Annotated in this window: 16 protein-coding genes; 2 read left to right on the top strand and 14 right to left on the bottom strand. The window is 55.4% G+C overall.

Going from position 1 to position 14979, the window contains the following annotated elements; genetic code table 11:
• Positions 1-87 precede the first annotated feature (87 nt).
• The gene (locus LIO64_RS10640) at positions 88-873 is read right to left on the bottom strand and encodes a hypothetical protein (protein WP_290549426.1); all 786 of its coding nucleotides are present in this window, start codon (positions 871-873) and stop codon (positions 88-90) included.
• Between the two features lie 67 nt (positions 874-940).
• On the opposite strand from LIO64_RS10640, the gene LIO64_RS10635 reads away from it, so the two are divergent.
• Complete coding sequence (locus LIO64_RS10635; RefSeq protein ID WP_290549425.1) at positions 941-1321, top strand: hypothetical protein; 381 nt, start codon at positions 941-943, stop codon at positions 1319-1321.
• A 127-nt stretch (positions 1322-1448) separates the two neighbouring features.
• Here LIO64_RS10635 and LIO64_RS10630 read toward each other — a convergent pair whose 3' ends face one another.
• From LIO64_RS10630 to LIO64_RS10595, 8 genes are all read right to left on the bottom strand, one after another.
• Positions 1449-2000, bottom strand: coding sequence for a hypothetical protein (locus LIO64_RS10630; protein WP_290549424.1), 552 nt, complete (start codon positions 1998-2000; stop codon positions 1449-1451).
• Positions 2001-2282: 282 nt separating this feature from the next.
• Entirely contained in the window at positions 2283-2609 is a 327-nt protein-coding gene (locus LIO64_RS10625; RefSeq protein WP_290549423.1) for a DUF2752 domain-containing protein, read from the bottom strand.
• A 110-nt stretch (positions 2610-2719) separates the two neighbouring features.
• A complete protein-coding gene (locus LIO64_RS10620; protein WP_290549422.1) occupies positions 2720-3178 on the bottom strand; it encodes a hypothetical protein in 459 nt (152 codons plus the stop codon).
• A 116-nt stretch (positions 3179-3294) separates the two neighbouring features.
• Complete coding sequence (locus LIO64_RS10615) at positions 3295-3852, bottom strand: hypothetical protein (RefSeq protein WP_290549421.1); 558 nt, start codon at positions 3850-3852, stop codon at positions 3295-3297.
• On the bottom strand, positions 3842-5005 hold the full coding sequence (locus LIO64_RS10610; protein WP_290549420.1) for an 8-amino-7-oxononanoate synthase: 1164 nt from the start codon (positions 5003-5005) through the stop codon (positions 3842-3844). The genes LIO64_RS10615 and LIO64_RS10610 overlap by 11 nt, the downstream gene beginning before the upstream one ends.
• A 23-nt stretch (positions 5006-5028) precedes the next feature.
• Positions 5029-6204 (bottom strand): beta-ketoacyl synthase N-terminal-like domain-containing protein, encoded by a 1176-nt coding sequence (locus LIO64_RS10605; RefSeq protein WP_290549419.1) that lies wholly within the window; start codon positions 6202-6204, stop codon positions 5029-5031.
• A 133-nt stretch (positions 6205-6337) separates the two neighbouring features.
• Complete coding sequence (locus tag LIO64_RS10600) at positions 6338-7489, bottom strand: acyltransferase (RefSeq protein ID WP_290549418.1); 1152 nt, start codon at positions 7487-7489, stop codon at positions 6338-6340.
• A gap of 101 nt (positions 7490-7590) precedes the next feature.
• Complete coding sequence (locus tag LIO64_RS10595; protein WP_290549417.1) at positions 7591-7803, bottom strand: hypothetical protein; 213 nt, start codon at positions 7801-7803, stop codon at positions 7591-7593.
• A 14-nt stretch (positions 7804-7817) separates the two neighbouring features.
• Between LIO64_RS10595 and LIO64_RS10590 the strand changes: the two genes are divergently transcribed.
• Complete coding sequence (locus LIO64_RS10590; protein WP_290549416.1) at positions 7818-9095, top strand: alpha/beta hydrolase family protein; 1278 nt, start codon at positions 7818-7820, stop codon at positions 9093-9095.
• A gap of 137 nt (positions 9096-9232) precedes the next feature.
• On the opposite strand, the gene LIO64_RS10585 is transcribed toward LIO64_RS10590, so the two are convergent.
• From LIO64_RS10585 to LIO64_RS10565, 5 genes are all read right to left on the bottom strand, one after another.
• Positions 9233-9883 (bottom strand): SDR family oxidoreductase, encoded by a 651-nt coding sequence (locus tag LIO64_RS10585; RefSeq protein ID WP_290549415.1) that lies wholly within the window; start codon positions 9881-9883, stop codon positions 9233-9235.
• Between the two features lie 30 nt (positions 9884-9913).
• Entirely contained in the window at positions 9914-11674 is a 1761-nt protein-coding gene (gene ispG, locus LIO64_RS10580; RefSeq protein WP_290549414.1) for a (E)-4-hydroxy-3-methylbut-2-enyl-diphosphate synthase, read from the bottom strand.
• 100 nt (positions 11675-11774) lie between these two features.
• Complete coding sequence (locus tag LIO64_RS10575; RefSeq protein WP_290549413.1) at positions 11775-12716, bottom strand: NAD-dependent epimerase/dehydratase family protein; 942 nt, start codon at positions 12714-12716, stop codon at positions 11775-11777.
• Positions 12717-12845: 129 nt separating this feature from the next.
• Positions 12846-13367, bottom strand: coding sequence for a MarR family transcriptional regulator (locus tag LIO64_RS10570; protein ID WP_290549412.1), 522 nt, complete (start codon positions 13365-13367; stop codon positions 12846-12848).
• 108 nt (positions 13368-13475) lie between these two features.
• A partial coding sequence (locus LIO64_RS10565; protein WP_290549411.1) for a YfhO family protein occupies positions 13476-14979 on the bottom strand: 1504 nt, incomplete at its 5' end.

The raw sequence follows: 14979 nt of genomic DNA, 5'->3' as shown, positions 1-14979 counted from the left end.
TCTCGTTTGGTGCCCCTGCCGGAAATGAGGAAAAACGCCGCCATGGATTTTCCCCTGCTTCATTCCCGTCAGGCGCTTTGGGTTGGTTCAGGCGGCAGGCTGGCAGTCTGCGGAAACAGGGCGGGAACCCATGGCATGCCGCAGACATCTCATTACGGAGATGCGGATGCGGCGCGCCACTTTGTCCTGATAACGGCGGCTCATGGATACCATGTCCATGTCCGCCAGGGATTCCGCAGAAGGAAAGGTTGTCCAATTGTAATGTCCCCACAGGGGGCCTCCGGCTCCACGCGTCCAGGCTCTGGCAAGCAACGGAGTCTTCTCCGAAAACAGGGTGGTAAAAGCCTTCAGGATAACGGCGCCTTCCGGACATTTGACCACGGAGGAGGATTGTTCCAGATGCCGGAGAATGGCCCGTAAAACGGCCGGTTTCAGGGCATACAATTCATTGCACAGGAGGCCGGACCTCAGACACGTTCCGCACAATCCCGCTTCAGACCGGGAAAAGTCCCTCAAAAAGCCGGCATTCAGAATAAGATTGTCCGGCTTGGTACGTACCAGCACATCATGTTCATGGTGCGAGGATTGCTCCATCAGAGCCAGAATGGAGGCGGCATGCCCGGAAGACGTGACGGTCTTTTTCAGCACTTTCCACTCCACGGACATGTTGCGCAATACCTCTCTTACCGTCTGGGGACAACGTGCCCGGTCATCGTCCAGCACAATGACGGACGCTTCCGGAACGGCGCGGCGGATTCCCTGCACGGCTTCCACCAAAAGAGGAGCATTGTTAGTCTTGCAGGGAATGAAAAAAATGATTCCCGGCTGCCCCACAGCAACATCCTGCGGAGAATTTGATATGGATTCATTCATACAGATAATGGTTGTGTTGTAATGAAATGATGCCTTGCATCGGCGCCATCCTCCACCATTGCCCTGCATGAACGCACGTTCTTTTAATGGGCCTAGAACATTGATTTCAAAATCGTTGAGATATATCCATAGTGGCAGGAATGCGTCTGGTTTTCCCATTCCTGCAGCTGTACCGGGTAATTCATATTTCTTCCGCCTCCTTTTAGATGGCAAAAAAAGATGGTTTTACCGTCCCCTTTCCGGCGACATGCATATTTGCAAAACCGGCATGTGCATGCCTACCCTGTTCCGGCAGCCGGAAGGAACCGTCAACTGCGGAAAATCCATTCCGTCCATCCACAAAATTTTCTTCCTTCCAGGGGAGGAATTTCCTCATCACATGGAAAGATCACAAAAAAGTATTCTCCTTCCAGTATATTTTCACTGGAGAAATGTCCTTTCCGGTTGAAAAAACAACGGCAGTTTGAATGTCGCACAGCACCGCTCAAACAGCCCCAGCCAGCAGGACGTTCATCATAGAAAAGAACAATCCATCCAATGAACACCACAGGCCCGCTTCAAAACATTTTACCGCTTTATTTACCGGGATTCTCCGCCTTGGGTTCTTCCAGTACGGCAGTCGCCTCCCTTTTAACGGGAGGAGCCACTTCAAGAAACCTCTCCGTCACCGTTTCCGCCTTTTCCTTTGGATGATCAATCAAGGAGATCACCCGATCCACCGCATCACATGCATCCGGATGCATTTCTTTCCTCGCCTCTTTTACAGCACTGCAAGCCGTCCACTTGAATTCCTCCGTATGGGCATCCGCCTGCTTCATCACAGGAGCCAGAATCATGCCCTGATAAACGATGGCACCCATAATGACGACCAAAGAGACGCAGCCGCATGTCAGCGCACCCCTCGCAGAACCGTATGTCCTGTCATCACTTCTCTTTACCGCTACCGCCCCTAGAATAATCGCCAGGATGGCACAAAGAAGGCCGGGAACAATGGCCACCCATCCCAGACACGGCAGAAAGGCGAACAGGGCGAGAATCAACCCGATGACGCCCAGAATCAATGCAAAAGCAGTTGAAACGGTATCGGTAACAGAACGGCGGCCATCCGAATAGCTTATCTTGTTCATCTTTCATTTTTTCATTGGATTTCCAAAAACAGAAACGCTTTAACCTTAATGAAAGCGTGCAAAATCTGTCAAGGAGCCACCCTGTTTCCCCTTGATCCCTCTCTCCTGTCAAAAACCTCTTGCTTTACGTCATGACGAAGGTTTGACATCCCTCAACGCTCTAAAAATAAATATCATGATGACAAGACCCATCATCCTCTCCCTCCCCTCTATCCCTTTTCCGGAATACCGGCTTTATGACAAAAGATGCATGACACATACCTGTCTGCATCCGTCAGGAAATTATTTCCCCTCTTCCACCCTCCCATTTTCCGCCTTGGAAAGCTGTGCTTCTCCCCTTAAGCACCCGGCCTTTTTCCGCCAGCACCAGGCCAGATATACCATGGCAGCTCCCCCATTGAGCAGCCCGGCTACAAACAAAATCGGAGCTCCCCGGTTCCACTCCCGTGCGGCGCGCACATTTCCGCGGGCCATTTCCACATACCCGTGCGTCATGCCGCATAAGGGGCATTCCCGATGAGGCACGGCAACAAAATCCGCCAGGGAATTCATTCCATCTGGGCTGACAACCAGAGCCATGAGGGAGGGCGCCAGTCCTAGAAGAGACAAGGCGGCCCATACTGGCAAACCTATTCTCGTGATCATTCGGTTATCACGGCACGAACGCCACGCGGACCGTATGCAATTCATCACCGTACTCCCTGAAAATGTTCCCGTGTCTATTCGCCCTGGGAGACTTTTTCATCCACCGGAAAGGAACTTTCCACATCCCTGAGCATCTTTAATTGCTCCTGGTTCTGCCGGTCCATCTGCTGAAGTTCCTTCTGGATATCCTGCGCCTTCTTTTCCATATGGTCCTGACAATGCTCCATATAGCTCACGGTAGCACTGGCCACCCAGGCCTGTACAATGCCCGCCCCGGCGGATAATGCCAAAGCAATAATGGCAACGACAAGAGCGCCCTTGGGAGAGCCCTTGCTTGCAGCCACGATGCTCATGACCAGGGCAATAATGCCAAGCAGCGCCGCAGGAACCAGGGCAATCCAGCCAAGGCATGGGAAGAATCCGATCAACGCCAGCACCAGAGCAATAATGCCAAGGACAAGGGCGGCCGTGCAGGAAGGAGAGCCGCTGCAGCAGGACGGCTGGGAAGAAGAGTCAGGAGCATTCATCATCATGTTACTGTATGGAGTTCACTGAAAATCCCCTTGGGAATCCTCATCCTCTCCCCTTACTGGAAGAGAGCTTTCCTGTCAAGGTGCAAGCTCTGCCATTCCGGACATCATTCCACACCTCAAAGCATCAGGTACCCTGCCACGACAGCGGCCGCCCCCAGAGCGACGCTTACCAGCATCAATTTCCTCTTCCTGCGGTTTCTCCACACCAGCAGAATACCGGTAACATACAGAGCCGCCAGAGAAAGAGCGGCTCCATAACCCAGCACAGTAAACCACCAGCCCGCCTTCCCCTTGTGGACCAGCATCAGATTGGGGTAAATACCGGGGTCCACCACCTCCGCCCGGAGGGAAGAGCCTTTCCTAAGGAACATCACATGCGTATTCGTCATCGGGCCCAGGATATGGTTACCTTTGAACGGCTTTACCTTTCCTTCCGGCAATACCACTCCGCGGCGCTCCAGCTCCCTGCAGGAATCCGCATAGGGCGGCTGGTCGGAAGCGTCCAGTTCGTACACCACCACCCGGGAAGTAAAATGCTGGTCCACACCGCCCAGATACAGCAGGCCGGTCATGGCATACACCATGATCATCGGCAGGAAAAACAAGCTCAGAACCAAATGAAGGGAATGGGAAGACAGCACTTTCATCATTTCAGGAATGATTCTATTCTCCATGCAACAATTCAGTCAATGCTTTTCCCAGCTGGTCAATCTTCACGGCCTGATGGTCCGCGGTTACTGTAATGCGCAAGCGGGCCGTTTCGCGGGGCACCGTAGGATAACGTATGGCCGGGGCCAGAAACCCTTGCTCCAGCAAAGCGCCCGCAGCGGCCAGGGCGGCTGCGTTTTCCCCGATCACTACCGGAAAAATGGAGGAAACGGGCCTGCCTGTCATCCCCAGAGCGGCAGACAAGGCATCCGCCAACATGGAAACACGGCGGCGCAGCTCCTTGCCTTCCCCGCCGCGGATAATCTCCACCGCCGCCAGGGCGGCTGCGGCCAGAGCGGGAGGAGGAGCCGTGGAATAAATCAGGGACCGGGCTGAATTAACCATTACATCCGCCCAGGCCCGGGAACAGGCCACATAACCCCCGCTCACCCCGGCAGCCTTGCTCAGGGTCCCCATTTGAAAATCTATCCGGGAGGAAACGCCCAGTTCCTCCGCCAGTCCGGCTCCGTGTTCCCCCAGCACGCCGAAGCCATGCGCTTCATCCACCAGCAGCAAAGCTCCGAATTCATCCTTCAAGCGCACTATTTCCTGAAGAGGCGCCCGGTCCCCGTCCATGCTGAAGACGGATTCCGTCACCACCAGGATTCCTCCGGAAGAATTTGCGCCCCGCAAACGCTCCAGCTTTTTCCTCAGTGAGTCCATGTCATTATGCAGGAACGTGGACAAACGGGCTCCGGACAGGCGGGCCCCGTCAATCAGGCTGGCATGGGACAGCTTGTCCATCAGCACCGTATCTTCCCGGTCCACAATGGAGGTAATCACCCCCAGGGATGTGGCATAGCCGGAGGAAAAGCTGACGGCCGCTTCCGTCCCTTTCAAAGCAGTCAGCGCATCCTCCAGCCGGGAATGCTCCCGGCGCGTCCCTGTCACCAGGCGGGACGCCATGGCCCCCGCCCCGCCATCGCGTGCAGCGCGGGAAAACGCCTCCACCAGAGCCGGATGATGAGCCAGCCCCAGATAATCGTTGCTTGCCAGGTTGACCACCTCCCGGCCGTCCTCCATGCGGGCCAGCCCGCCGGGCAGGCATTCCACATTCCGCAGAAGGCGCAGCAGCCCTGCGGACTTCAATTCTGCTAAAAACTGTTCAGGGTTCTTCATAAGCGTTCGCATTGCAGGCATATTCACTGATCCACAGCCAGGGTCAGCACCACATTATGGCCGCCCATGGAAGCAGCGGATTTGATCAGCATTCGTCTTCCATGCTGGGGCAATTCCTCCGGAGAGGAAAATTCTCCCTCTAGAGAACTTACCCAGGGAGGATTGGGAGGCAAAGCGCCCTCCCTGATAAAAGCCAGCATCAGAGCCAGTTCCAGAATGCCGCTGCCGCCAATGGCATGCCCCGTCCAGGGTTTCATCATCCTCAAATCCGGCAGACAGATTCCAAAAACCCGTTTCAACGCGGTACGCTCGGAAACGGCATTACCCGCCGTGCCGCTGGCGTGGGGGCATACAGTCAGAGGCGTTTTCCCATCCCAGCTCCGCAGGGCGGAATCCAGCAGGGCGGCCATGCTCTCTCCATCCTCCGGCATGCCCAACGGACTGTAGGCGTCTGAATTCACCAGATAATCCTTCACGTAAATGCCGGAACCGGAAGACATCTCCAGTGCCACAGCCGCGCCGCCCTCGGAAATGCACATTCCGTCAGCGCTGGGGCCGTAGGGATCATTCACCCCGTTGCGGGAAAGCATGCCGGAAGCCCAGTACGTCCCCAGCAATTCCCGGCACAAGGGCAAATCCAGGCCGACAGCCAGCGCCCTCCGGGCAATCCCCTGCCGCATCAGCATGGCCGCCATGCCTACGGCATCCAGGCCAGCTGCGCAACCGCTCGCCAATACGTGATAAGGACCGTGAATGCCCAATTCAATGCTGATGCAGGAAGCAAGCTCACTGTGCAGGGAATTGGGAACGGCCAGAATCTTCATGGACCGCCGCCCGGGCCAGGGGCTCAGCCAGCCGGAGGCATTCCCGCGGGAACTGCCCACAATCAGGGCGGCATCCTTCAACTCTTCCCGCCCCCAGCCGGCATCCTCCACCGCCTGCCTCGCCAGTAACAACGCCAGCTGGGACGCAGGACCATTCCTGCGGCTGCATAAAAGTTTCCTGTCCGGAATCCATCCGCTTAAAACGCTACTCCAGGGATGGCCTTCTCCCCACAGCTCCCCCAATGGCTTCAACACCCTGCGCCCCTCTCTCACTCCGCTGAGATGGGCCTCCACCCCCATGCCAAACCCGGAAGCCAACCCCAGACCGCATACCCGCGGCTCCAAAGCTTCGTGACTCTCTCCCGCCGCAATCATGACGGGCACAGATTACCCGCACCCCGGAAACGACTCAAGCCCGTGGTCTGTCAATCCCCGGGCCGTTCTCCATTCAAAACGCCACCACAGCAGCATCAGGAAAAACGTTCATAATGGCTATACGCTCTATTTTCTATTCCCGGTCATTGCACCAGTAGAAAATTTTACGGTACCCTTGTTGAATCCAATGAAACATCCAGTTTGAAATTTCATGAATCCTGCAAACTTGAAACATCTTCAGTCTGATAAAATCTACCAATGAAGCCGCCAGATAAATTCCGCCTCCTGTCAGCAAAATCGCGGCCAACATCAACCATGGAGCCAATTCCGCATATGAGGCAAATCTTCCCCGCAATCCATAATGCCAAATAAAATATTGGCAATGAATCAAATAAACCCCAAACGACAAAGGAGCAAAAAAAGTAATGCAGGCTATTAATTTCCGGGATTCATACGTTCTTTTCAAACATGCCATAAACAGAAAGAGAGCGGCGGCCACGATTAAAGGAGAATTATATTCAAGAAAAATGCCTCCTCTTTCGGGAGCTCCAAATAGATAAAACGTAGAGATTTCAATAACCACCTTGCTTATCAGCACTGACATGGCACATCCCACGAATAATAAAAAATGCCTTAAAGAAGAAATACCGGAAAACCACTGATACTTCCTGATACCGGCGCCCAGCAAATACAGCACCCCCAGCCATAAGGGCGAATATCCATGACTGACCCCAAAGCCATCTTTCCCTAATGTGAACGTAGGAATGAGAGAAAACAGTACAACCATGGTTACCAATAATTTGATAAAGAGTCTTCTATCCAAACGATTAACTATAAAATTCAGAAATGGCATGCAAAAAAACAAGGCGAAATATGATGATACATACCAATACTGATTCAGGGTTATAGGGAAAAAAGCAAGTATCCACTTTTTAAAACCCACCCCTTGAGGCATTATCCATGCAAATAATACAGTAATGCCTACAGTATAGAAAATGACCTGCATCCATAAACGAATAATTCGCGCATAGTCGAATTTCTGACTATAACATATATATCCTGAAATCATGGCATAACAATTTACCGCACAAAAGGATAGGGAACTTAACCCCCAACTGATGAAATAATTCCAGGAAAGCCATTCTATCTTTTCGAAAACGCCACCACATCCCATAATATGCAGTATCAACACCATATACATGGAAATTATCCGCAGAAGGTCTATTCCATGGTTTCGGGAAGAATAGGATAATGATATATCTTTTTCTCGAAAACTATAATCCATAATCGAATAAATTTTATAAATAAAAGTCAAAAAAAATAATTAGAGCGGCATCATACGGATTTAGAATTCGAAGTCAACGGAAAATTCTGTGGGAAAGTTGGTTAAAGGTAATAGGGAATATAAGTAATCGGAATAATAGGAAACGGAAAAATTTCCTTATTGCCCCTATTATCCTTATGTTCCCTATCCATAGGCATCCTTGGTGGCGGTTCTGGCTGATCCCGAATTCTAAATCCGCACCAGTTCTCTTCCACATACATCCCGCAAAAATAACGAAATCCCCCTTCCCTGCCTTGAGCTGAACCTTCATTCATGGCAATCTTGCTTCATGTCCCTCCATGCGTTTCAGTTTCGCACTTTCATCTTCACGGCTCTCCTGGCAACCGCCAGCCTCTTCCCCTCTTTTGCCTCAGAATTCAACCCTGCCGACTGGGCCGTCTTCCCATCCTTCCGGGCCGACCGGCGACACGTCTCTTCCCGCGGCATCGTGCAAACAATGCTGGAAGGCATCCGGCCAGCCTGCGAATTTTCACAGGAGATGCCCCCGGCAGAATTCCCCTGCTGGCAGAAGAAAGTTCAGGAAGCCATGAAAAAACTGATGAAATTCCCTTCTCATGCGGAGCTTCCCGAGCCTGTCCTGGTAAAAACTGTACAGAGAGAACGCTACCGGGTGGAGAAATGGGAATCCTATCCCCTTCCGGGCGCTGCCGTACCATTTCTGGTACTCATCCCAGATACTGCTTCAGAAAAAAATCCGGTTCCCGTGCTATTCTGCATCCCCGGTTCCGATCAAACCAAGGAAGAACTGGCCGCGGAAACATCCCCTGATCTCGCCCAGCCTTCCATTCCGCAGCCGGGAAACAACGCCATGGCCTACCATTACGTCAGGCAGGGCTGGGCAGCCGTGGTCGTGGATAATGCCGGAACAGGAGAGGAGGCAGATGCCGAACGTGCCGCCGGACGTTCCTCCCACGATTACGAAAATCTGGCCCGTTTCCTGCTGGAGATGGACTGGAGCTGGCTGGGCTACGCTTCCTACACGGACCAGTGCGTGCTGGACTGGGTAAAAACACGCCCCTGGGTTCAAAAAAACCGTATCATCCTGAGCGGATTCTCCCTGGGTACGGAACCCATGATGGTGCTGGGCGTCCTGAATCCGGACATCTTTGCGTTCGTGTATAATGACTTCCTGTGCCGCACCCTGGAACGCGCCAAAGTCATGACGATGCCCAGCAGTAAAGGGGTGCGCTCCGCGCCCAACTCCATCCGCCACCTCATTCCGGGATTCTGGCAACAGTTCGACTTTCCGGACATCGTGGCCGCACTCGCCCCTCGGCCCGTGATCTGTACGGAAGGCGGCCTGGACAGGGATTTCAAACTCATCTCCACAGCCTACCGCCTGGCTGGTGCACCGGACTGCTTCCAGTACCACCACCAGCCCCGGTTTGCAGATGCCACCCAACGCTGGCAGGGCGCCTGCCTGCCCGCAGGTCTGGACAGGGACGCCTTTTTCCGCCTCGCCAACGTAGATCCCCGCAACCACTTCTTCAAAAAAGACCTCGTCATTCCCTGGATCCAAGGTCTTTTAAACAAAGATAAAAAATAAACGGAAATCCATCCCGGAATCAACCGCCAGCCGTCCGGAGAAGCGGGAAGAGACGTTGCCTACCGCCTGCCTGCACGAATGCAGAACGCCATGCATATGAAAATCGTACCTGGGAACAGGAAATCCACTACCGGCAATCAGACAATCCGGCTGTCCAGATCGAACACCTGTCCGGAGGCGGCCGTGAGGGTTTCCTGCAAAAACAGGATAAAGGCCGCGGCCTGTTCCGGCGTATTCAACCTGCCCAGCACGTGCCTGGACAATGCCGCATCCTTCACGCTCTCCCTCAATCCACTCGTCATTTTCGTCATCATGAACCCCGGAAGCACCAGATTAACCCGGATGCCTTCCCTCCCCCATTCCTGCGCCAGGCTCTTCACCAAGCCTTCCAATGCGGACTTGGAGGCGGCATAAGCCGCCTGGGATGGAGCCGGACGAAGCGCCGCATAGGAACCAATCATCACCACCTGGCCTTCCCGCTTCTCCCTCACCATGGCCCTGGCGGCGCAACGGGCGCACCAGGCGGCTCCCGTCACGTTCACGTTCATGACCTCGTCCCATTCCTTCTCCGTTTGTTTCAGGAATGGCCTGTCCCTGGTGATTCCGGCGGCACATGCCACCAGGTCATACGCAGCATGACTGTCAAACCAGCGGCGCACGGCGGAACGGTCCCCCACGTCCAGCCCGGCATGGGCCGGTGCATCCACCTCCCATCCGGCGGCGGTAAAACACTCCGCAACCGCCCGCGCCAAACCGCCCCGGCCGCCGCTGATGAACATCCTTCCCATTCCGGAATCCTCCCAGAACCATTAAAAGCCTTACTTGGGATCCACCCAACGGCCATACTCCCTGATCAGATCTACCAGCCGTTCTACCGCCTCCTCCTCAGGAATATTGAACTTGACGGGGGTGTGCTTCACGTACAAGTTGATTTTGTTAGGCGCGCCTCCCACGTAACCGAAATCGGCGTCCGCCATTTCACCGGGACCGTTCACAATGCACCCCATCACGGCAATCTTCACGCCCTTCAAATGTTCCGTGGCCTTCCGAATGCGGGCCGTGGCCTCCTGAATGTTGTACAGCGTGCGCCCGCAGGACGGGCAGGAAACGTAATCCGCACGCGTCAGCCGCGTTCCCGTAGCCTGCAAAATATTGAATCCCAGGAAGGAAGCCAGCCGGGGATCGGACTCTCCCTGAATCAGCACGGCATCACCAATGCCGTCACTCAGCAGGGAACCGATAGTGCGCGCAGCCACCAAGGGCACGTCCTCATCGGAGACGGAACCGGGAACCAGAGTATCCTTCAGCAAAATCAGGTGCCTGTCCTCAATACGGGACGCCAGAAGGCGGAAAGCATGCACGGGTTCCATATCCAAGCCGTTTTTCACGGTGACAATAGACGGTTCCGCCAAATCCTTCAGCGGCTCCAGATCGGCGTCGCACCGGGGGTCCACCTCGATGGCGTCCAGCTGGCCGAAAGCCAGTTCCGGCATCATGTCCCCCATCGCCTCCCGTTCCGTCTGCAGGGCGTAAAACCCGGCATCCGGCACCACTACCCTCACGGGCTGGTCCCAGCCCAGCCGCACGCCATAGCACATCGACAGCCCCCCCTGCCTTTTGGAGAACTTCAGGGGATCATAGCCCAGTTCCGGTTCGGGGAAGGAAGAAACGGGATCATCAGGACGTTCCGACGGCTGGAACGGATTGGACAAACGATAGGCCACGGGAACCTCCCGCACGGCATCCTCCGTCAGGGAAACGCGCAAGGTATCCCCAATGCCGTCCATCAGCAGGGACCCGATGCCCACCGCACTCTTGATACGGCCATCCTCTCCTCCTCCGGCTTCCGTCACCCCCAGATGAATGGGATAATTCCAGTCCGGCCCCAGGGCATTCATGCGCTCCACCAGCAGGCGGTAGGCAGCAATCATCACCTTCACATTGGAGGCCTTCATGGAAAACACCAGAGAATGGTAATCCAAGTCCCGGGCAATCTGGGCAAACTCAATCGCGCTCTCCACCATCCCCTCCGGCGTATCGCCAAAGCGGTTCAGAATACGGTCGGACAGGGAGCCGTGGTTGGAGCCGATGCGCATGGCGCGCCCATGTTCCCTGCAAAACAACACCAGGGGCGTAAACTCCTCCCGCAGCCGGTCCAGTTCTTCATGATATTCGGCGTCCGAATACTCCCTTACCTCAAACTTCTTCTTGTCGATGAAATTGCCGGGATTAATGCGTATCTTCTCCACCCATTTGGCGGCTTCCATCGCAGCGTCCGGCTTGAAATGAATATCGGCCACCAGCGGTACATGACAGCCCGCTGCGCGCAATTCACGGGAAATATTCTCCAGATTGGCCGCGTACGCCTTGGTCTGGGCGGTCAGGCGGATGATCTCACACCCGGCCGCAGCCAATTCCAGAGCCTCCTTCACGCAGGCATCCGTATCCCGCGTATCGGACGTCAGCATGGACTGGACCCGGATGGGGTTGGAACCGCCCACCCCCACATTCCCCACCATGACTTCACGGGTCACGCGGCGCGTATATCGATAAGGACTCGGACAATAGGAAGACTGCATGAAACCACTCTACCGCGCCAGATTCCCCTGTCAACCATCCTTCAAAAACGGAAGGCCTTTTCACCTCCCGCCGCAAAACCGTCCCTGCTCCGCATCTCCCTCACCTGACCGTTCCCGGCTCTGAAGAAAGTTCCATCCCGGTCTTTCTCCTCGCCATTTCACAGGCATAAGTCCTTCCCAGCTCTGCGGTATGCTTCCCCGCCCACTCGGAAAGACGCACGGACCCAGCGGCCGGAGCGCCTTCCACGTACAGCCTGCCTTCCATCAAACCGCGGATTTCATCCCGGGTCAGCATCACGTCATGATGGAACATCCCCATCAGCCCCGCGGCGGCATGAGCGGCCCATGCGGGAACGGATAAAACCGGGCGCGAGCATCCCGTCACTTTTCCCAGCATGGAAAACAGCTCGCGGAACGTATACGTTTCCGGCCCCACGGCTTCAATCACACTGTTTTTCCCGTCTTCCCTCAGCGCTTCCCGGACCGCCAGGGCGGCCAAATCCCGTACATGAATCGGCTGAAGACGGTACTCCCCATTTCCCGGAACGCCCACCACCGGAACATGCCGCAGCACCCACGCCATATTGTTAATCAGAATATCCTCCCCCGGCTCCTCCCCAAACAAAACGGCCGGACGCAGGATGGAATGCGGAACATCCAGACTTTCCAGCATCTTTTCCATGACGGCCTTCCCTCGGAAATAACTCAAACCGCTGTGAGCATCCGGACAGGTGATGCTCACATGCACGATTCTTTTCACTCCGGCCTTTTGGGCGGCTTTAAACAGTATCCCCGTATGCTCCACCGCCTGCTCATGGGTAAACCACCGGGTATTGAACCGCACCCAGTACGTGTTGATCAGAGAACGGCAGCCCCGCAACCCTTCCGCCAGCGCATCCGGATCATCCCAGCAGAGGGGATGCAGCCGCCAGCCGCTGGGGTTGGGCTTGTCCGGGGAATTGGTCAGCCCCAGCACTTCCCCGCCGTTCCTTTCCATCTCCCGGGCCATATAACGGCCGCTGTATCCCAGGACTCCGGTCACGGCAAACACACCGGTTCTTTCATTTTTTTCCTGTTTCATTTTATTTTCTCTATTTTCCATTATTACAGAAATATCCGATTACTGGAATTCCCCGGTATCCACTTCATCTTCATACCATCCGGGTTCCCCTTACTTACCGGACACCCAGCCCAGCACCTTGTCCCCCATCTTCAGGGCTTTCCTCATCATGGACGACGGCCATGACGCCACCTTGTCCGCAAAAGCGCAGCTCAACTGCAAAATCTCCTGCATGGCTTCCAGCCGTTGTTCCTGAAACGGATTCTGCGCTTTCCGGGCCTTCTCCAGACACTCCCCAACCGCCCTCAAGGCTCCGTCCGCCTCCCTTCTCTTGCGCTCCTTCATGATGGCCCGTGCCATTTCCCATACGTCGGACTGCACGCGGTAATACGACTTCCTGTCTCCCACCCTGCTTTCCCGGAACACCAGTTCCCACCCTTCCAGCTCTTTTAATGCAGTAGAAACATTGGAGCGCGCCATGGACAAGGCCTCGCACAAATCGTCAGCAGTCAGCGGCTCCTCGCTCAAATACAAAAACGCATGGATGGCAGATGCCGCACGGCTGACGCCCCAGCGCATGCCCATTTCCCCCCATTGTTCCACAAATGTTTTCTGCACCTCATCTAAAATCATGACTGTATTTTCTGAATTTTCAGAAAATATGCAAGTAAAAAAATCAACTTCACTGTGTTGCGGATTGCCGCGCAACCCTTCCAGCTGTCAAAGCGGCAGAAGCAAACGTCACATCATGGCCTGCACCACAAAAAGAACCAGGGAACCGACGTAAACGGCAACCAGCACCAAGACGGAAAAAAACAGGAACAACTTATATCCGCAAACGAGCACGATCTTCCTGAACCGCGCTTCCGGATGCCGCCGCGCCCACCATGCATACAACAGAAAAATCATGGTCATTGCGGCAGAAGCGAACAACGTCTGTTTCAACAGAGGGGGGTAATAGTCAAACACCACCCGGTTCCGCCCCTCCAGAAGGCGTACCGCCATCAGTTCCCCCACCTTTTCCACAGGCACGTCCACGCCGTTCCGCGTCGCCTTCCATCCCCGGTCGTATACCACCGGAATCATCAGGGCCTCATCCTTTCCGGTGGACAGGGCCACTTCCACATGGCCTCCGTGCCCCCGTGCCTCCATGCCGTATTTATGCTGGTCCTTCCCCAGAACGGGCACATCCTGTTCAGGCATGCAGGCCGCTGCCGTCAGAAGAGGAACATCCACATCCCGGCGCATCATCCCTTCCACCACGGTTTCCCCGGTTGTACCCGCATGCTTTAATTCCAATACGCCATTATAGGTGCGCACTGTCCCGCCGGGTTCCTTCTCCGCCTCTGCCATGACGGGCACGGCACGGCCATTGACCCGGAGTTCGTCCGTATCCGTCTGCGGAAACCCGTAGAGCGCTCCGGGATGCTCCGGAATCCTTATCCGGTAGCGATTGCCGTCCAACTCCGTCCGCACTTCCACAGGACCATACAGGCAGCTTCCCGCAGACGGACAAAGCGCGGCATGCAAGGCATTGAGATTGGTAAATACATCTGCCTCCGCATCAAGCTTCAATCCCATCGCGCTCCGGGGAACCACCAGCCCCCAGCGCGCTTCCGGCAGCCTGTATAAATACAGGCCTTCCCGGGAAAGCACGCTCTCCATTCCTTCTACAGGACGGGACGCCAACACAAATCCATGCCCCAGCAGGAGATCGGAAAACAAGGTCCCTCCCTGTCCGTAAGTGCGCGTGAATTCATCCCTGTACCCCAGCTCCTTCAAAAAACGGAAATGGGCGATGCCCGTCGTATGGCGGAAATTGCTGATCGTGGGCACAGGCCCCAGACAGGCGGCATTATCCACCAATATCCGGTCCCGGTCTTTCACGCGCAGAAGCCCCGTGTACCCGTCCATGCCGCGGGCCAGCCATTCCGCATTCAAGCACTGGACGGCGGCCTTTTCCTCCCCACCTTTTTTCCAGAAAGCCGCCGCACCCACGGGCAGCCCCAGCATCATGACGGCGGCTATGGACCACACCAGCCTTTTGCCTTCCGCATGCCTCCAGCACAGCCATGCGCACGCAAAAAACAGCAGAGGCAGGAGGCGAACCGTCAAATCGTCATCCGTCACACGCAAAACAAGCAGGGAGACGGCAAAAGCCGCGGCGGGAAGACCGAGGCACGCCCCCCAGCCCCAGCTCCGCCCCCCCGTTCCCGGCCTCCTCCGGCCGGCCAGAGGACAGGCG

This window comes from Akkermansia sp. (assembly GCF_020860705.1).
Taxonomy (GTDB): domain Bacteria; phylum Verrucomicrobiota; class Verrucomicrobiia; order Verrucomicrobiales; family Akkermansiaceae; genus Akkermansia.
This window is presented reverse-complemented; position numbering and strand designations above follow the sequence as displayed.